The sequence below is a fragment of the Vagococcus bubulae genome, assembly GCF_003950315.1.
Classification (GTDB): Bacteria; Bacillota; Bacilli; order Lactobacillales; family Vagococcaceae; genus Vagococcus; species Vagococcus bubulae.
In genome coordinates this window covers 116,101-135,228 of the sequence record NZ_NGJT01000001.1, presented here as the reverse complement: position 1 = coordinate 135,228, position 19,128 = coordinate 116,101, and the positions used below count along the sequence as shown (strand labels likewise).

Annotated in this window: 15 protein-coding genes; 2 read left to right on the top strand and 13 right to left on the bottom strand. The window is 33.3% G+C overall.

All coding sequences use genetic code 11. The features are described from left to right. Positions 1 to 170: 170 nt before the first annotated feature. On the bottom strand, positions 171 to 2,009 hold the full coding sequence (lepA, locus tag CBF36_RS00615) for a translation elongation factor 4 (RefSeq protein WP_125955694.1): 1,839 nt from the start codon (positions 2,007 to 2,009) through the stop codon (positions 171 to 173). Positions 2,010 to 2,130: 121 nt separating this feature from the next. On the opposite strand from lepA, the gene CBF36_RS00610 reads away from it, so the two are divergent. Then, on the top strand, positions 2,131 to 3,354 hold the full coding sequence (locus CBF36_RS00610) for a GNAT family N-acetyltransferase (protein ID WP_125955693.1): 1,224 nt from the start codon (positions 2,131 to 2,133) through the stop codon (positions 3,352 to 3,354). A 202-nt stretch (positions 3,355 to 3,556) separates the two neighbouring features. On the opposite strand, the gene CBF36_RS00605 is transcribed toward CBF36_RS00610, so the two are convergent. From CBF36_RS00605 to CBF36_RS00560, 10 genes are all read right to left on the bottom strand, one after another. Beyond that, entirely contained in the window at positions 3,557 to 4,222 is a 666-nt protein-coding gene (locus CBF36_RS00605; protein ID WP_125955691.1) for a leucine-rich repeat domain-containing protein, read from the bottom strand. A gap of 295 nt (positions 4,223 to 4,517) precedes the next feature. After that, a complete protein-coding gene (locus CBF36_RS00600) occupies positions 4,518 to 4,913 on the bottom strand; it encodes a DUF805 domain-containing protein (protein ID WP_125955690.1) in 396 nt (131 codons plus the stop codon). A gap of 65 nt (positions 4,914 to 4,978) precedes the next feature. Next, the gene (locus CBF36_RS00595; RefSeq protein ID WP_125955688.1) at positions 4,979 to 6,445 is read right to left on the bottom strand and encodes a carboxylesterase/lipase family protein; all 1,467 of its coding nucleotides are present in this window, start codon (positions 6,443 to 6,445) and stop codon (positions 4,979 to 4,981) included. Positions 6,446 to 6,680: 235 nt separating this feature from the next. Further along, positions 6,681 to 7,550 carry an L-serine ammonia-lyase, iron-sulfur-dependent, subunit alpha gene (sdaAA, locus tag CBF36_RS00590; protein ID WP_125955687.1) on the bottom strand — a complete coding sequence of 290 codons (870 nt, stop codon included), beginning with the start codon at positions 7,548 to 7,550 and terminating at the stop codon, positions 6,681 to 6,683. 13 nt (positions 7,551 to 7,563) lie between these two features. Continuing rightward, positions 7,564 to 8,223 (bottom strand): L-serine ammonia-lyase, iron-sulfur-dependent subunit beta, encoded by a 660-nt coding sequence (gene sdaAB / locus CBF36_RS00585; protein ID WP_125955685.1) that lies wholly within the window; start codon positions 8,221 to 8,223, stop codon positions 7,564 to 7,566. 18 nt (positions 8,224 to 8,241) lie between these two features. Continuing rightward, positions 8,242 to 9,669 (bottom strand): M20 family metallopeptidase, encoded by a 1,428-nt coding sequence (locus CBF36_RS00580; RefSeq protein WP_125955684.1) that lies wholly within the window; start codon positions 9,667 to 9,669, stop codon positions 8,242 to 8,244. Further along, positions 9,666 to 10,862, bottom strand: a complete 1,197-nt coding sequence (locus tag CBF36_RS00575; RefSeq protein WP_125955682.1) for an MFS transporter — start codon at positions 10,860 to 10,862, stop codon at positions 9,666 to 9,668. Before CBF36_RS00575 ends, CBF36_RS00580 begins: the two co-directional genes overlap by 4 nt. 145 nt (positions 10,863 to 11,007) lie before the next feature. Beyond that, positions 11,008 to 13,311 carry a helix-turn-helix transcriptional regulator gene (locus CBF36_RS00570; protein WP_125955680.1) on the bottom strand — a complete coding sequence of 768 codons (2,304 nt, stop codon included), beginning with the start codon at positions 13,309 to 13,311 and terminating at the stop codon, positions 11,008 to 11,010. A 93-nt stretch (positions 13,312 to 13,404) separates the two neighbouring features. After that, positions 13,405 to 13,938 carry a PTS sugar transporter subunit IIABC family protein gene (locus CBF36_RS00565; RefSeq protein ID WP_125955678.1) on the bottom strand — a complete coding sequence of 178 codons (534 nt, stop codon included), beginning with the start codon at positions 13,936 to 13,938 and terminating at the stop codon, positions 13,405 to 13,407. Positions 13,939 to 13,971: 33 nt separating this feature from the next. Beyond that, a complete protein-coding gene (locus CBF36_RS00560; RefSeq protein ID WP_276330744.1) occupies positions 13,972 to 14,301 on the bottom strand; it encodes an aminotransferase class I/II-fold pyridoxal phosphate-dependent enzyme in 330 nt (109 codons plus the stop codon). Positions 14,302 to 14,508: 207 nt separating this feature from the next. Here CBF36_RS00560 and CBF36_RS00555 point away from each other — a divergent pair, with 207 nt between their 5' ends. Further along, positions 14,509 to 14,829 carry a DsrE family protein gene (locus CBF36_RS00555; protein ID WP_125955675.1) on the top strand — a complete coding sequence of 107 codons (321 nt, stop codon included), beginning with the start codon at positions 14,509 to 14,511 and terminating at the stop codon, positions 14,827 to 14,829. A gap of 189 nt (positions 14,830 to 15,018) precedes the next feature. On the opposite strand, the gene CBF36_RS00550 is transcribed toward CBF36_RS00555, so the two are convergent. Beyond that, positions 15,019 to 15,981 carry a restriction endonuclease gene (locus CBF36_RS00550; RefSeq protein ID WP_125955674.1) on the bottom strand — a complete coding sequence of 321 codons (963 nt, stop codon included), beginning with the start codon at positions 15,979 to 15,981 and terminating at the stop codon, positions 15,019 to 15,021. A gap of 196 nt (positions 15,982 to 16,177) precedes the next feature. Then, complete coding sequence (locus CBF36_RS00545; protein WP_165865345.1) at positions 16,178 to 19,057, bottom strand: Cna B-type domain-containing protein; 2,880 nt, start codon at positions 19,055 to 19,057, stop codon at positions 16,178 to 16,180. Positions 19,058 to 19,128: the final 71 nt, after the last annotated feature.

Sequence of the window (19,128 nt, the reverse complement as noted above, 5' to 3'; positions counted from 1 at the left end):
ATACCATTAATTAACTATTATTTATACATATTCTCATATAATCAAGAAAATAAACAATTAATAAATTAGAAACTATAAAAAATTCCAACAACCTGCTAACATTTTATATTGAAAGTCAGTAAGTTGTTGGAAAATATTATTATACAGTTGATACCTAATCTAATAAGCTACTATTTCTTCTTCGGCTCGTCATCATCCATCTTAAGAACGGCCATGAAGGCTTCTTGTGGTACTTCGACTGATCCGATTTGTTTCATCCGTTTCTTACCTTCTTTTTGTTTTTCCAGTAATTTACGTTTACGAGACACATCCCCACCATAACATTTCGCCAAAACGTTTTTACGTAAGGCTTTAATATCAGTACGAGACACAATTTTCGCTCCAATCGCAGCTTGAATCGGCACTTCAAACTGTTGTCTTGGAATTAATTTACGTAGTTTTTCAACAATGGCTTTACCACGTTCATACGCAAATTCTTTATGCACGATAAAGCTCAAGGCATCGACTTTTTCAGCATTTAGTAAAATGTCCATCTTAACTAAGTTACTTGTTCGATAACCAATCAATTCATAATCAAGTGAGGCATAGCCTTTTGTTCCTGATTTTAATTTATCAAAGAAGTCAAAGACAATCTCAGATAATGGAATATTGTAGACGATATTAACACGATAATCATCTAAATAATCCATCGTCACAAATTCACCACGTTTACGTTGAGAGATTTCCATGACAGCTCCAACATAATCATTTGGTACCATGATTTGCGCTTTCACATATGGTTCTTCGACACTGTCAATCACACCAGGCTCTGGGAATTCTGCTGGATTGTCAACGACAACTTGTGAGCCGTCTGTCATATTGACATGATAAATAACTGACGGAGCTGTTGTAATCAAATCTAAATTAAATTCACGTTCTAATCGTTCTTGAATAACGTCCATATGCAGCAATCCTAAGAACCCACAACGGAAACCAAATCCGAGTGCTTGTGATGTTTCTGGCTCAAAATCAAGAGCAGAATCATTTAATTGCAGGCGCTCAAGAGCTTCACGTAAATCATTGTATTTTGATGTATCAATTGGATATAGCCCGCAATACACCATTGGGTTCATCTTACGGTAACCATCTAGAGGCTCGCTTGCAGGATTTTCTGCTAATGTAATGGTATCCCCTACTTGTGTATCTTGAATATTTTTGATACTTGCCGTTAAGTAACCCACATCTCCTACCATTAAGAAATCTCTTGGGACAGCTTTTGGAGAGAAAATCCCCACTTCACTTACTTCGTATTGAACACCGTTATTCATTAACTGAATGGTATCCCCTGGTTTTACCACACCATCAAAGACACGAATATTTAACACAACCCCACGATAAGAGTCATAGACAGAGTCAAAAATCAGTGCTTTTAGTGGTGCATTCAAATCACCATCTGGAGCAGGAACATATTCGACGATTTGTTCTAGGATATCTTCAATCCCAATCCCAGCTTTTGCACTGGCTAGTACTGCTTCACTCGCATCAATTCCGATAACATCTTCGATTTCTTTTCTAACACGCTCTGGATCTGCGGCTGGTAAATCTATTTTATTAATAACTGGTAATATTTCTAAGTCATTGTCAACAGCTAAATACACGTTGGCTAACGTTTGAGCCTCAATCCCTTGAGCTGCATCCACCACAAGTACAGCACCTTCACAAGCTGCTAAACTACGTGACACTTCATAGGTAAAATCGACGTGTCCGGGTGTATCTATTAGGTGAAAAATATATTCTTTTCCATCTTTCGCATTATAAGTTAACTCAACGGCATTTAATTTGATTGTAATACCGCGTTCTCTTTCCAAGTCCATTGAATCAAGCAACTGCTCTTGCATTTCACGATCAGACACCGTTTCAGTCTGTTGTAAAATACGGTCAGCAAGCGTTGATTTCCCATGGTCAATATGTGCTATGATGGAGAAATTCCGAATAGATTCTTGTCTCTTTTTCATTTCATCAAAATTCATCGTTATCTCCTACTTTCTATTAATCAGCATTTTCAATTATACCAATCTTTTGAGTGTTTTTAAAGTATTTTCAAAATATGTTTGATATAATAAAAATTATTAACTAATAGGAGAAAGATAAATGGAATCAAAAGATGCACACGAGAATTTAACCTTAAAAAAAGTCGAATTAAAATATTTGAAACAATTTAATGAATTACTTCGTTATGTCTTTCAAGTCACAGACTCTGACATTGAGGAGAGTGGTTATGAAGATGAATCTGAAATCATTCGAGCAAAACGTCCTGTGCTACGCGAGGCAGATGTTTATGGTTGGTTTACTCAAGATGATGAGTTAATTTCTCAACTAGCCATATATCCTTGTGAAGTCAATATCCATGATACAGTTTATGAAATGGCAGGATTAACAGGTGTTGGGACATACCCTGAGTATAGCAACATGGGACTGATGGGCGATTTAATTAAATTAGGTTTAGATAAAATGCGTGACAATAATCAATGGATTTCCTACCTTTATCCTTACAATATCCCCTACTATCGTCGTAAGGGGTGGGAAATTATGTCTGATAAAATATCATTTGAAATCAAAGATACGCAATTACCTAAAACAGTTGATGTTCCTGGTTATGTTGAACGTGAAGACATTGACCATGAAGATGTTTACACAGTCTATGAAGCATTCGCTGAACAAAATCATGGCGCAATGATTCGTTCTGATTTAAACTGGGAAGAATATTGGCGTTGGGAAAATGAGGAAGAACGTACGGCGGCTATTTATTATAGTGCTGACGGTCAGCCATGTGGGGTTTGTTTTTATTGGATAGCTGAGGAAGTTTTTCATATTAAAGAGATGTTTTATTTAAACCAAGAAGCTAGAAAAGGTCTTTGGAATTTTGTTTCTGCCCATTTTTCAATGATTGATCGTGTTGTTGGAGCTACCTATAAAAATGAGCCCATTGCCTTTTTATTTGAAGACAGTGAAATCAAAGAATCCATTGAGCCTTATTTTATGGCACGAATTGTGGATGTCGAGCAGTTTATCAAACAGTATCCATTCATCACTACTGGTAAACCATTCCATTTTGTTGTTACTGATCCCATTGCTGAATGGAATAATAATACGTTTAGTTTAATGTGGGATGAAGATAATCATTTAACAGTGACCAATGAAGCCATTGGAAACCCTGTTTATATCGATATTCAAACACTTACAGCTCTTCTAATGAGTTATAAACGTCCGTCATATCTTTATCGTATTGAACGATTAAAAACTGATAAAGAAACACTTAGAACCCTTGAGAGAATCATTCCTGACCAAGAGGCTTACTTTAGTGATTATTTCTGATAAATGGTAGTAGGTCATAAGACAGCACAGCCTCCTAATGAGACAACAATAAAACACGTATGCGATTACTTTTTTCCGATAATCAAAGGGAGAAAGGTAGTCGTATTTTTTTAAATCTTTTTTTACAACAATTAATGAAATTAAAACCCTGTTTGTTTTATAGTTGTCACTAAAAAAGGCGTTATGACTGCAAAGAGTAGTACTAGTAACTGCCTATATATTTAGATATGTCCATTAACGAGCCATCACTGGACGCAGGTAGAAGGGTTACTAATTGAATAGTATCATACTGATTAAAATCTAAGCGAACAGTATTATCTGTAAAATTAAGAAGCATTGATTTAGACTTTATTAAAGATAAAAATGATGTGTCTTTTATATTTGTTTCTCTCAAATTTAGATACTCTAGACAGAATAATTTATCAAATATTGATTTATCTTTTGAAATGTAGATAGCCTCATCTGAAAAACTGCTAAAGGATACATCTAATTTTTTTAGTTTAGTTAAATATCTTATAGGATGATACAGAGAACCTTTCATATCAAGTCCCATAGTGCTCGATATTTTCAAATATTCAATATTTTTTAAATTAACTAACCAATTTAAATCTCTAATTTCCACATTTCTAATATCAATATACTTCAAGTTGGTATATATTTTTAATATATCAATATTTAACACTTCTTCTTGATTTCCATATATTGTCATTCCTTCTAAATTAAGTGGTATCTCTAAACTATTTATCACTTTTTCTAAGTCTATAAATTCATTCATACTATTAAAAGTAATGATATAAAGAATATTATTATCTATATAAACGCCCTCTTTAAATTCATCATTTTCATACGGGGCTTCATATCCTATCATCAATGTATTCACTTCCTCAGTTAATTTTAAAAAAAGATTAATATTTAATTTAAATAAACAAGCTAAAAAACTTAACACCTTTAATGTTCATCTATTACTAATTATACTAAATTATCATGTAATTCTTTATCCTTTAAAAGTACTTCTGGAGAATCATTATCTAAATAGGTAATGCTTTTTTAAAAAGAATTAAATTTCTTCTTTGACTATTCGATAAAAAAGCCCCTCCGTTTAAATTCATTTTACGTAAATTCTTCGGAGAGGCTTTTATATTTATCTGTTCCACATGTCTTTTTTATATATCAGACTGATTAATTGGCCATCTAGTTGGTTGTTTGCTCGGTAAAATCAATGTGATAAAAATAATGATATTACCAATAACTGGTAAAAGATAAAATAAAATCCACCAGTTACTGTGATCTCTATCATGCAGTCTTCTGGCCCTAACAGTAAAATTAGCTAACCAAATTAAAAAAGTTATCACAACAAAAATAATGGTTACCGAATTCCATTCTCTAATGACTTTTGACCCATCTGACATAAAATCAATGTACTTGTATGTTCCTGTTAGACTAGTGTAGAGAGCCAAAACAAAATAATTAATCACTTGTGGCCACCAATATTGAGCTCGCGTGGATGAAGCGTTCATTACCGTGATGTTATTCCAATATTCTTTATAAGCATTTATCATATCATCGCCTCCTGTCACTCATTGTAAAACAACTTGATTATTAATTAAACTTAATAGTCTTATTTTCAAGTATGTTCATGAAAAAAAGATGTATCATATCTGTAAATGTGTTTGACTGATTTATCAGGATCATCTTCTAATTTCAAGTTTTCATCAACAATTAACACATAAGGATGCTCAATAGAGTAACTCTTCCAAAAATTATCTGCCCTATTTGGATTTCCGGTTCGAGCAAAGTTACCCATGCTACAACGTATTTTTTTCCCTAATTGTTTTGCTTTATGTATTTTTCCAACATAAAAGTATAACCCCATATTAAATTGAATCGGTACATCTATTATGTGACAAGCTTTTACGTTTAGTAACTGAAATAGACCGGCGTAAAAATCAAACCGATAAACATAAACATCATTAACCTGTGAATAATTATCTGCTAACCAATATTTAGGAACAGTATACATAACATCTGTTAGGAGCTGACTATTAGCATTAAAACTTGGGAAATTAGAGTAGTGTGATGTTAGTTGTTTTTGTTTTTCTTTATCTAAATAAGGAAAAATACGTTCTCCAGACTCTTGAGAAATTTCCTTTGAAAATCTAGTGAACAGTCTTGCTTCATTCTTTGTACTACCAATCATCATGGGCTTTGATTTAGAATATCCTGGTTTATAAATCTCTTCTAACAGAAATTCGCCATCAATAACAGGACAAAATGTGGTAATCCCTAATACCTTATCTCTTACAATTGTTTGCAACTTATCATTAACAGAAATTAATTTTTCAGGAGATAATGTCAATAAGTCTTCTATGTTGTCTTCAGAAATGCCAAGTAAGTCTAGATATTTTTTAGATAAGCACTCTGCTTCATCTTTATGGTAAACCGATTCAATACAAGGACTTTGAATAATCATTTTATGATATAGATGTGTGGCTGAAGGGATTTTATTTAAACAGCCAATCAATGCACCTCCTGCTGATTGACCAAATAACGTAACGTTGTTTGCATCGCCTCCAAATTCAGCGATATTGGATTGAATCCATTCAAGTGCACAGATAACATCCTTGATACCAATATTACTATCAAATTTATCACTAAACGATGAAAAGTCTAAAAATCCAAAAACATTAAGTCTGTAATTTAGCGTGATGATAATACATCCCGTCTCTTTACATAATTCTTGACCATCATAGGTTAAACCAATACCAGAGCCTTTTTTTCCGATACCACCAGTTTCAAAGCTCCCTCCATATATCCAAACCATGACAGGTAAAGGTTCTGTTATGTTAGATGGTTTCCAAATATTTAGAAATAGGCAGTCCTCACTTGTTTCAAGATGTCCCTTTTGAATTGGATTTATCGGATAATCATCAACAACGATAGGAGTTTTTGAACAGACAGTTACTTTTTTGGGTGCTTTAAATCGTAACTTACCAATCGGTGCTTCTGCATAACGAATACCTAAATAGCTTTCGACTTCTTGGTTGCCAACACCTTGAAATACTTTATTTTTACTGTATACTTTTCTAGTCATAACAGCCTCTCCCTTTAAACGACAACTGATGCCTTCGTTTCAAATAAAAAAGAATAGTCTCATTATTATTTTATTTTGAGTATACCATAAATTATTTTTTTAGTTGTCTAGTTTATTTTTACAATCATGTCCATATGGTAGATGGTACAAAATCATGATATAAAACCAAATAAATTTACTCCTTTTTATTAAACTATTATGTTAAAAATAAATAAATCGCACCAAAAGATGCGATTTATTTCCCATTATATAACTGATGCATAATTTTCTTCCCTGTTTTAGTGGCTGCTAAACCACCTTCTGCTGTTTCTTTAAACGCTGACGGCATTTGCATACCAACTTGATGCATGGCATCAATCACTTCATCAACCGGAATAACACTTTTTACGCCAGCTAATGCCATATCGGCCGAGATGAATGCTTGGGATGCACCTAATGCATTTCTCTTGATACAAGGAATTTCTACTAGACCAGCAACAGGATCACAAATTAACCCTAACATATTGACGATAGTAATCGCTACAGCATGAGCAGATTGTTCAGGTGTTCCGCCACAAAGTTCTACTAACGCTCCGCTAGCCATGGCACTTGCTGAGCCTACTTCAGCTTGACAACCACCAGCAGCTCCACTAATCGAAGCATTATTTGCAATGACTAAACCAATAGCTCCTGCTGCAAATAAAAAGTTAATTTGTTGCTCATATGTCAAGTTCCTCTCATCTGCTACAGCCGAGAGGACTCCTGCTGCTACTCCAGCACTTCCAGCAGTTGGTGTAGCACAAATCAAGCCCATTTCAGCATTCACTTCATTAACAGCCATCGCATTTTGAACGGCTCGTAAAATGGTCTCGCCACTCAACACGTTTCCCTTGTTAATATACTCATTCATTCTAGGTGCATCGCCACCAGTTAAACCAGTTACTGATGTAACGCCATTTACACCTTTTTTTATTGATGCCTGCATGACAGATAAGTTCTTTTCCATTTGCTCGATAATAGTTTCTCTCGAGCGTTGCGATACTGTCATTTCTGTTTGAATCATGGCTTCAGCAAGTGACCCATGACTATGTGCTAAAGCAACTAATTCTTCAATGGTTTCAAACATAGTTCTTCCCTTTCTAGTTGAAAAAATCAACTGCATCTATATAGTCAATTTTTCTTAACGAATCTAATAACCCCTCCACGCGATTATCGACTTCAATAATCATCATGGCTTTTTCTCCTTTGGCTTCACGCGTTAAGGTCATAGTGCTGATATTAATACTACGTTCTGATAATAATCGTGTCACATTCGCCACAACGCCAGGTTTATCTTGGTGAAATGTAATATAAGTTGGTGTTGAAAAATCTAAATTAATTTTAAATCCATTTAATTCAGAAATTTGAATAGCGCCACCACCAATAGAAATCCCCGTACAAGTCATGGTTCTATCTTTGGTTTTTAATACCATTTTGGCTTGATTAGGGTGATCTGCTTTCTCCACTTTTGGAATGAATGCTACCTCCATCCCCTTTTCATGTGCAATTTTAAGTGATTGTGATAACCTGTCGTCATCTGGTTCCATTCCAAGCAAACCACCAACCAGAGCAATATCAGTCCCATGTCCTCGGTATGTTTTTGCAAAGGATTCATATAAATAAATATCAACAGAGTCTGGTTGTTCACCTAAAATACGACGAATAACCTTTCCAATACGTGCTGCACCTGCCGTATGTGAGCTACTTGGCCCAATCATGACCGGCCCAATGATATCGAAAACACTATTGTACTGTCCCATTAAACTACCTCCATCAACTTATCTTGGTAAGACATCAACAGGGATTGCTGATTGATATTGTTTACCATGTAATGTTTCTTTGTGTTCTTGCTTAGCTTTTTCAATCAATTCAGGATGTGTCAATAAATCTAAAGCTGTTGTCGCAATGACCTTTCCAGCTGACAATAACCCTTTATGCGCCACATCTGATTTTCCATTAGCTGTCCATTGCCAACTATGTGCAGGTGTTCCTTGAGGTTCACAGCCAATGAAGACTTGTGCTGTTGGACAAACCCAACTAACATCGCCAACATCTGTTGACCCAGCTGTCGCATCAGAGAAAACTAAAGGTTGAACTTGTTCAGAAATTGGCAATGAGCCTAATCGTTTAGCTTCTTCATCAGAAATAGTAGTATCATTGGATTTTGCTCGCTCTACTAAAAACTCTTTGGTTGTGTTAGGTAAAGAATCATAGTAGCGTTGTGCGTACTCTTGGTCAGCTGTTGTTAAGCCCATATCGCCATAAGATAATAAGTTGGCATGCATCACTTCAGAAATAGCATGATTTGGCAGATAGTTATAACAAGCTGAATCAAAATCAATTTCCAGTTCAGTTTCTGTCATGTGAGCTGCCCCTTCAGCAATCCGATTCACTCGTTTGTATATTTCGTCAACTTGCTCAATTTTTGGTGCTCGGATGAAATAATACAGACTAGCAGATGGTTGAACAACATTCGCAGATTCTCCTCCAACATCAGTAAAGGCATAATGTACTCTTGCCTCATCTATCATATGCTCTCTTAAAAATTGTACTCCTACATTCATAATTTCTGCGGCATCTAATGCACTACGACCAAGTTCTGGTGCAGCTGCAGCGTGGGCAGAGACTCCTTTAAAACGATAATACACTTGATAAACAGCTAAACTACTAATCGTCCAAGAACCATTGATATCCCAAGGGTGCCAAGCTAATGACACGTCGACATCATCAAATAGTCCCTCTCTTGCCATAAACGCCTTACCGTAACCACTCTCTTCAGCAGGACAGCCAAATAGTTTAATCGTTCCAGCTATGTTATTTTCTTCCATGTAATCTTTAATACCCACAGCACCAGCTAGAGCACCCATACCTAAAAGATTATGACCACAAGCATGCCCATTCGCTCCTTTGACAAGTGCTTCTTGACTAGAAGCATCAGCTACCTGACTTAATCCACTTAAGGCATCATACTCAGCTAAAATCCCAATAACGGGTTTGCCTTCACCGTAAGTCGCAACAAAACAATCGTCCATATTAGCTAGTCCTTTTTCAACGGAGAACCCTTCTTTTTCTAAAATCGTATAAAACGGTTGAACTGATTTGTTTAAAGCAAAGCGTGTTTCAGGTGTTTCCCAAATTTGATCTGCTGCGTCAAAATATTGTGTTTGTTTTTCTTCAATTAATTCAACTAATCTTTCTTTTGTCATCGTTCATTCTCTCCTTTTCTAATTCCTATAAAGACAACAATTCCTGATAAGACACTGGCAATCGCCATAAAAATAAATGATAGTGTAAATGATCCATTTCCAACTTTAATTAATTGACCTAAAATCATTGGCGCTAAAAATCCACCTAATGTTCCACCAGTATTGATAATACCAATAGAAGAACCGATTGTTTCAGGGTCTAGTATTTTATGTGGGTAGGTAAATACTGCAGTAAAAGCACTGGTAGAGATCATGCTAACTAAAATAATACAAATCATCGATAACACTAAACTGTTAGAAAAAACAAAACCTAAAACTAACCCTGCGGATAATAAAGTGGCACTTAAAATAAAGATTTTTTCTTTTCCTAAAAACCACTTAGACAATAAGACACCTGCAAACATTGTAGCGATTGTTTGGAAAATCGCATTAATAGCTAATAAATAACCAATTTGCGTAATATCTAAAGCAAATTTTTGTTTTAGTACAGTTGGTAACCAAGAGATGTTTCCATATAATAAAAAGTTTAGTAGTAACATTGAAATAAATAATACAATAACATTTCGATTGGAGATGACTTGTGAAAATGGAATTCTTTTCACTGCTGTTTGTTTAGAACTTTTTACATCTTTTGGTACAAAGATATAGACAAGAACTAAAGAAATTAAAAATAATGAACCTAATACCATGTAACCATATCGCCAATTGTTATTAATCAAGTTAGCACCTAGAGTGAACGCCAAAATGCCTCCAATCCCAGATGTTGATAAAATAACTGATTGAATCATTGTTCGTTTGTCTTGCTCAAAATTACTTGCTACAGCTTTACTAACACTTGGTGGGTATCCCCCATGTCCGATTCCTGCAAAAAAACGTATCGTAACAAAAAGTAATAAACTGCTGACAGATCCAAACGCAAATGAAAATAGTGAAATAACGCCTAATGACAGCATTAATACTTTTTTTGCCCCAATTTTATCTGCTAAAATCCCTCCTGGTATCTGCATTAAAGAATAACCTAAGAAGAAAAATGACATGATTAACCCTGTTTGACCTGCGTCTAAACCAAACTGTGTTGATATTGGAATGATGGCTGTTGAGATCATATTTTTGTCCATGTAAACCATTGAATAGCCAGCCATCAATGCAAAGACAATGCCAAAAGTATTTTTTTTCGGTGTCGTTGACTCCATTTTTTAACCCCCTATTTATTATCTGTATTAATTATAAAAATTAAACAGGATAATAAATAGGGGGTTATTTACGATAAAACGATTTCTTTATACGTTTTTTTAATACTCTTCTATTCAAAAGAGTAAAAAGAACGGTATCTTTTTATTATTCAGATAAGTAAGACAAGACAATCAATCGGCATGCATTGAATGTAAGGGTTTCTTTTACGTTAAACTCATTTGATAAATGTTGAACAGATACCTCAAGGCTTAGTAATAACTTCTTTTTTAAATAATTTAACCCCTCCTCATCTAGTTCTGTTAACCCTCCAATTTTTAACCATTGATTATAAATTCCTCCATTATCTTTATCTAATGAATAGGTTTTTTTCAAATACTTTCCTTTATTAATTTGTCCAATCACTAAATCAAAACTTTTGGTTTGATTTTGTATATAATCAGCATCAATTGACATTTGAGGGTCAATGTAAGATGGATTTAATAATAAAATCATGAGTGTATCCTGTTGTTTAAATATATAAACAAAGTCATCATGATACACTTCATCTCCTTTTAGTTTACTTAATAGCTCAATCGATAAATAAGCAGGTCTTTTTAAAGATAAATCGAGGAATAAGGATAAATTATTTTTTAGTGTGGAGGATAAAGTCGCATCATTTAATGCTTCTGAGTTGAGCCAAACACCCACTCCTTGTAAAGAAGTAGATAATTGTAGCATGTCTTTTACAAACAAAGCTGAACGAAAAAATGTTCCGGCAAATATTTTCCCATGTCCTACTAAAGTATCCCAATCGACCAATAAAATATCACCTGTTAAAGAATACCTTTCAAGAAGCAATTTGATTAATACCACATTTTTATCTTGATAATCTTCCATAGAAATCTTAGTATGTTCATCCCATAAACTCACATTATTAGGTTTTGACTTGTAGCTATAAAACCGAATCGTTAAAACATTTTCAGCGATTTTTTTTAAATAATAATCAATTGATTCAATGTCAGATAATTCGTAAACATTTCCTAAAAATATCCCTATGATTGGATGAGGTAATTCTTTATTGATATAGCTGTAAAATCGACTAAATAGTTTAAACTGATTAGCCATATCTTCATGAGAAAAATGCCACTCAAAATATATGTTAGAACAATTTTCTACCCCGTTATGTTTAATTAATTGATGGATAAATTGACATTGTTTGTCAAACCACTCTTCCATAGATAGCGTATTTGAAGCATCATATTTTAGACTGACCATTGGGCTTTTATGGTGTTTAAAAATGTATTCAAATAATTGATTGTTTCCTTGATAATGAGAAAACATCATAAAATCAGTTGCTTTTGCGTCATCAGATAAAAAATTCTGAAATCGTATTAAGTCTACTGGTAACTCCTCTATTACCTGGTTTAAGTCTTCTTTTACAATGGCTTTATTCCAATTTGTTGACTGCCCTAAATTAATAATCATTTTAGGCAAGTTTATGGGAGTCTTCTTTTGGGATAAGTTTATCTGACTGTGAATTTTGGTGTTTACTGTATCGTTTATCACTTCTGCCTGCATTAGTTTTCTTGCTAAAATAGCCATAATGGATTGCCTATCTAGTAATGTGTATTGATTTTGATGCTTAATTTGATGGACATTCGTTAAGTGATTTTGCGCACGATATTTTTTTGGCGTAACACCAAAATAGTCTTTAAACATTTTATGAAAAGATTTACTACTTGAAAACCCATTATTGACCGCAATTTTTAAAATAGACTCATCTGACTGACATAATTCTTTTGCGGCATGATTTAAGCGAATTTGTTTCAAATACTCTCTAAATGTCTCCCCAGTTTGTTCTTTAAATTTTTTAGATAAGTAATTATATGATAGAAAAGATTCTTTCGCTAAGTCTTCTAATAAAATTGGCTGAGCATAACGTTGATTGATTGTTTTTAATATGCTTGATATGACATCATCCTGTTCATGAACAACTTGCGGAGTAACAGGTTGGAAGGCTTCATCCATGTAAGAGATTAAATCAAATAATTTATTATAAATTAAAAAAACAGAATCATTTATCGGTGTAAAAAAAGCACTGAACAGACTTAAAACCAGTGAGCGTAGTTGAGTGAAACGCTCATCCTGTTGAATAAAATGGTGTTGTTTCATTGAAAGACACTCATAATAAGGTTGCCACCGAATTTGAAACAAGTCACTCAGTTGTGACGTATCTATTTCGATGGAACCTAATATGGTGTCCTGAGAATTAAAATGAACCCAAACTTGATCATACGTATTTAAAATGAAAATATCCTTCTCAAGCATGGTGTATTCAGCTTCTTGATGATTAACCAAACACGTTCCTTCAACGATAAAAAAAAGTCGGATGAGATTACTTTTTTTGGCAACATAATCATTCCCTTTTAAAAGATTTAGATTAAAAGGATAAGAATTTTTATCAGACATGGTTAACCCCTCCTATAACGGCTTATTTTTTTATCATACCTTAAATAGGAGGGTTTATAAATACAAGATGTTATTTTTCGTGATAAAAAAGGATTAATTAATGGTTAAGTTAACCTCTAGTAAGGGTTGGCTATTATCTACAAGCCCACTTGACACCACATCAATATTAGCAAAATCGGTATAATTGGTTATCACTACTGGCGTTATTAAGTTATATCCTGCTAACAATCCTCCAGCTACCGGACCAGAAACATCAAACAACTGAATTAACCCTTTAGATAACCATCCACCTGTAAAAATCCTAATGGTTCTATGATAATTAACATAAGAGGAACAGTGATAATTAAATCTAACATATATTGAAAAATTGATTTCAATATAACTCATTAAAAGCACACTCAAAATGATTGGAATAACTGATGAACTATAAGTCATGTAAGGTAAATCCATGCCTAAAAATTTCAAAGGAGCCAGATTATCTGTCACGCCTGAAATCAGTCCAAGAGCAAATAAAATACTAGCTAAACATAGTGCAATAAATTCATTAACTTTAAATTTTCTGGCACTTGATACTGCTAGTAGAAAAGGTAAAAAGTAAAACGCCGAATTACCAAACCAATCAAACACGACATATAGACCACTTGTTGAAGGTACGATATCTCATAAGACTTCTTTAATTATATTAGATAAACAGTTTATCCCTTTTCTAATCTCGCTCTCAGTCGAATTAGTAAAATTTAGTCTCATGGTATTTTTTCCTTTACCATCAATATAAAATTCACTTCCAGGGACAAAAATAACCCCATTTTTTTTGGCTTTATCTAAAATATCAAATGCATCCAAATATTCTGGTAAAGTGACCCAGATAAACATTCCTCCATCTGGTTTCGTATAACTAACTTCTACTGGCATATATTCTTCTAAACTATCCACCATAATCTTTAATCTAGTTTGGTATGAATGTTTTATCCGACTAATATGTTTATTAATATTTTGATTTTTAAGATATGATATTAAAGAAGATCAAGAATTAATTAATCAGTTAAAAATAACAAAAGAAAAAAACGACTGTTTTATTTCTAACATGTTGTACTTTACAAGCTTTTATTTGATTGTTATTATTCAACATAATTTCGTATAGTTCAAAAATAGTATCATTTTAGTACTGACGAAAAAATTAAAGAAATGGGTTATATTATGAAATTAGCAATTATTTTAGAAACGAAAGAACACGAAAAAGCTTGGAATGCATTTAGACTTGGAGTAGCATCATTAAACTCAAACCATGAAGTAAAATTCTTTTTAATGGGGGAATCTGTAGAAGTTGAGAGTATCATTGATGCAACTTATGATGTTGTATCAGAAATGAAAAAATTTGAAGATGCTGGTGGCGAGTTACTTGCATGTGGAACGTGTTTAAAATCTCGTCAACTTGAAGATGCAACGTCATGTCCTATCTCAACAATATATGATTGCGTTGCTATGATTGAATGGGCAGATAAAATTGTGACGTTTTAACTATGACAGAATAAAAAAATCTTTCGATTCTCTTATAGCGGTTGGTAATCACTATTTAGTATATCGAAAGTTTTTTAATAGTATTGTTTATCCTTCCACGCCGTTATATGCGTGTTTTTTGTAGTAATTCATGTTCAGCTAACTTATTTCATTGATAGTTTTATTTATATTCTTGAAGTAATTTAATCATTATTCTTCTTCAAAATAGTCATTGTCAATTCGATAAAGTTTATATTCTCTGATTGGTTCTACACCAATTTCATATTGAATCATCAAATCGGTTAATTCTATACCATTGATTAAGACTATTCCTTGATTTTTTGCAAAATCAATGGCACCTTTCGAATAATCTGAAGTAGTAATAAACACTCCTCTGTCCGCATGAACATCTGCTAAAGCCCCATAAAAAGACTGGATAGCTGCTCGTCCAACTTTGTTGTCTTCTGCATATCTCTTTGCTTGTATATAAACAGTGCTAGTACCTAGGGGATCTTGATTAATCACACCATCTATTCCACCATCATTTGTTGGTTTAGTCACGTAAGCATTTCCATTTGTACCGCTATACCCCATACCGACTAAAAGTTTTACAACAAGCGTTTCAAAAAAGATAGGGTCACTTGCTCTAACTTTCTCTAAAAGTTCAGTAGCTACCATATTTTTCATAGAAGTAACTATGTTTTCAACTTCCATTAAATCTTGTTCTTCAGTATTCCCTTCTTGTAAATAAGATGATTCTATGCCAGATTTTTCATTTCTAATTTTTAGTTCTTTTAAATAGTTTAAATACGGTTCTTGTTGTTTTAATATCGTATAATCTAAATTCTCACCATATTTATCCAGTAATCCTATGCCAAAATCTGTGACTTTATAGACTCCTCGCTTAGTTCTTTCTACAGCTTTAGCTTTAAATAGATCACTTAAAACGTAATTCAATCTATCCATTAGTATGCCTTCAGCATCAGGATGATTCGGATATTTTATATTTACTATGTCATCAGGAATTGCTAAAAGTTTTATCACACGTTTTCTAAACTCATTCTTATGAATCTCTCTTCCATCTTTCAATATTTCAAGTGCATATGGTAGCAATGCCTCACATCTTGGAACATTGTTAGATGTGGAATCTAATTTTCTATAATCTGTATTCATACTTATCACTCCGTATCCATTTTTATCATTATAGTATATGTTTACTTTGATTTATAGGTCTAATAGGTAAAAGAAAAAACGTCACACGAAATCTGACGTTTGTTTCTTTATGACTGATTAAATTACAACGTATCAAAAACACCAATCTATGACGAGATTTCCACTCATCATAAATTGATGTTTATAAAAATGAATTTTAGTGTTTTCTTCTAATATAAAAAGCACCCATTGACATTAATAATATGCCTGTTCCATAGAAAATTGGACTCATTGAACGGGCTTCACCTGTACTTGGTAAATTTGGATTATTATTATTATTTGGTGTTGTACCACTTCCATTTGTTCCAGGTTCTTTTGATACGTTGTGAGAGTTTGTCAAAGTGATGTGTCCTTTACCATCATCTGAGACAGTAGCAGTATAGCCTTTTGGTACATTTATTTCTTTCACTGTATACTCAACAGCTTTACCATTTTTCTTTTCGGCTAATTCTTTCCAAGTGTATTGCCATTTATTTCCTTCATTAAGTGTCACAGGTTTACCGAGTTCTTTTCCATCGGCATACAGTTGAACGCTAATGTCTTGCGGACGAATACCATCTTGGTTGTTTAAGTCACTCCAATGTTTTGATACAGTGATACTTGTTTTTCCTGGTGTGTAACTATTTGTGATGTCATTGTCTTTGATTGAGACGGTGTAGTCAGGCACACTGTCCTCATTAACAGTATAAACAATTGGTTCACCATTTTCATATTTATCTAAGTCGCTAAACGTATACGCCCAATTATCTTTTTCAGTCACTGTTTTAGAGTCAACTTTAACGCCATTTGCCAATAAGTTTACCTTGATTGATTCTGGACGTTTACCGTCTTGGTTGTTTGCATCATTCCATGTTTTTTTGCCAGAAATTTCTGTTTTTTCTGGTTCATGAGAGTTCGTGATTAAAATATTTCCATTTTCATTATTGGTAATGGTTGAGTTATAGCCTTTTGGTACGTTTATTTCTTTTACTGTGTACTCAATGGTCTTACCATCTTTCTTTTCATCTAACTCTTTCCATGTATGTTGCCATTTGTTCTCTTCGTTTAGTGTCACAGGTTTACCTGATTCTTTGCCATCAGCATAGAGTTGAACACTAATATCTTGTGGACGAATACCATCTTGGTTATTTGAGTCATTCCAATGTTTTGATACGGTGACACTTGTTTTTCCTGGTATGTAGCTATTGATTATGTCATTGCCCTTAATTGAGACGGTGTAATCAGGAACACTGTCCTCATTAACAGTATAAACAATTGGTTCGCCATTTTCATATTTATCTAAGTCGCTAAATGTATAGGCCCAATTATCCTTTTCAGTCACTGTTTTCGAGTCAACTTTGACGCCATTTGCCAATAAGTTTACTTTGATTGATTTTGGGCGTTTGCCGTCTTGATTATTGGCATCATTCCATGTTTTCTTGCCGGAAATTTCTGTTTTTTCTGGCTCATGAGAGTTTGTGATGACAATGTTTCCATTCTCATCATTATTAATGGTTGAGTTATAGCCTTTTGGTACATTTATTTCTTTTGCTGTATAGACTATTTCTTTTCCATTTTCATATTTTGGTAATCCTTTAAATTGAAACTTCCAATTGTTTTGTTCTGAAACTTCTTGTTTCATAACGGATTTGCCATTAGCAAATAATTCAATGGTCACAGCATTAGGTCGAACACCATCTTGATTATTTGAATCATTCCAAACTTTTTCGCCTTCAATGACGACTTCTTCTACTTTATGTTTATTTTTTAATAATAAGGCTTTCCCTTCATCAGTCGCTTGGATAGTTAATTCATAATCTTTAGAATCAAATTCCTCCCTAACAGTGTAGTAGACAGGCTGTCCCTCATCATTTTTTACTGGTAAGTTTCCCCAAATGTACTCCCAGTCATTGGATTCATCTAAGTATTTAAGTTCTTCAAATTTTGATTCATTACCTGTTGTGATGCTTTCATTTTTACTAAATTGATAAGGTTTATCGCTTTGATAAAGTTGGACAGCTAATTTTTGTGGTCTTAAACCATCTTGATTATCTTGGTCTTCCCAGTGTTTCAAAACAGAAAATGAGGTTTCTGTTCCATCGAAGTCAATACTTGCACGAGTAACCAATCTTTTTTCAATCGGTTGTAAGGTTCCTATTGGTTGCACAATTGGTTTGGCATAATAGACAACATAGTAAGGTTCTTTACTTCGCACGATCGTGTCAATATTACAATATAGTTCTGTATCAGGTGATTTATCTTCATCTATTATTTTTTTAGGAATTGTAAGAGAAATAGTTCGTGTGGCAAAATTTGATTCTGTCTTAACATCCTTTGTAATATCTGTGGTTTTCCCATTTTTTAGTAGATGAACATCTATATTTGTATCATTATCATCTATTTGAATTAGTTTTTCTGTTTCAGCATCAATATTATCTTGAAATGTCATTTTATAGTAATAGTTATTTTCATCTTCACCATTTGGAATAATATCTTTTACATTAATCTCAATATTATCAATTTTTTCGATGGTTTGTTGATAGCTATCCCCATCAGTTGTTTTATCTTTTGCTTCTTCATATAGTTGTTGAATTAAAGGGTTTGATTCAATAATAATATCTTTAAAGTTTGCTCCGGTTAATTTCCATATCGCAATTTGTGTAGCAGTATACCGAGTTAAATTATTCGCACTTTGATAGTCTGGCACATTTTTTACAGGGACATTTTTATCAATATTTGTAAAATAGTTTTGCATTAACCACAAAACAGGCCCTGATAATTTTTTACTAGTATCAAGTGTATAATCAACATTATTTGGGTAATATTTGCCTTCGTCTAAACAGAAGTAGATATTTTGATCATCATCTGTTAACGTATATAATCTTGATGGCATTAAGTTGATATTGTTTAAATGCACATCCGGATTATCCTTTAAGTTAATATCAAGTCTTACATTTTTCTTAGGCTCATCAGGTAATTTACTTGCCTCCACTTGTGTCTTAGGTACTGTAAAAAGAATTCCCACTAATAACAATAAAAAAATCGTTATTTTCTTCATAATCATCCCTCTTTTATTTATATATTTGATTATATTGTAATCCAAAAACCAATAATTAAACAATATAATTA

What these genes read in the sequence shown, in the direction of transcription:
- CBF36_RS00555 (WP_125955675.1), top strand. Translation starts at nt 14,509, where the DNA reads ATGAAATTAGCAATTATTTTAGAAACGAAAGAACACGAAAAAGCTTGG.
- sdaAA (WP_125955687.1), bottom strand. Translation starts at nt 7,550, where the DNA reads ATGTTTGAAACCATTGAAGAATTAGTTGCTTTAGCACATAGTCATGGG.
- CBF36_RS00605 (WP_125955691.1), bottom strand. Translation starts at nt 4,222, where the DNA reads ATGATAGGATATGAAGCCCCGTATGAAAATGATGAATTTAAAGAGGGC.
- CBF36_RS00595 (WP_125955688.1), bottom strand. Translation starts at nt 6,445, where the DNA reads ATGACTAGAAAAGTATACAGTAAAAATAAAGTATTTCAAGGTGTTGGC.
- CBF36_RS00610 (WP_125955693.1), top strand. Translation starts at nt 2,131, where the DNA reads ATGGAATCAAAAGATGCACACGAGAATTTAACCTTAAAAAAAGTCGAA.
- CBF36_RS00545 (WP_165865345.1), bottom strand. Translation starts at nt 19,057, where the DNA reads ATGAAGAAAATAACGATTTTTTTATTGTTATTAGTGGGAATTCTTTTT.
- lepA (WP_125955694.1), bottom strand. Translation starts at nt 2,009, where the DNA reads ATGAATTTTGATGAAATGAAAAAGAGACAAGAATCTATTCGGAATTTC.
- CBF36_RS00580 (WP_125955684.1), bottom strand. Translation starts at nt 9,669, where the DNA reads ATGACAAAAGAAAGATTAGTTGAATTAATTGAAGAAAAACAAACACAA.
- CBF36_RS00570 (WP_125955680.1), bottom strand. Translation starts at nt 13,311, where the DNA reads ATGTCTGATAAAAATTCTTATCCTTTTAATCTAAATCTTTTAAAAGGG.
- CBF36_RS00550 (WP_125955674.1), bottom strand. Translation starts at nt 15,981, where the DNA reads ATGAATACAGATTATAGAAAATTAGATTCCACATCTAACAATGTTCCA.
- CBF36_RS00575 (WP_125955682.1), bottom strand. Translation starts at nt 10,862, where the DNA reads ATGGAGTCAACGACACCGAAAAAAAATACTTTTGGCATTGTCTTTGCA.
- CBF36_RS00600 (WP_125955690.1), bottom strand. Translation starts at nt 4,913, where the DNA reads ATGATAAATGCTTATAAAGAATATTGGAATAACATCACGGTAATGAAC.
- sdaAB (WP_125955685.1), bottom strand. Translation starts at nt 8,223, where the DNA reads ATGGGACAGTACAATAGTGTTTTCGATATCATTGGGCCGGTCATGATT.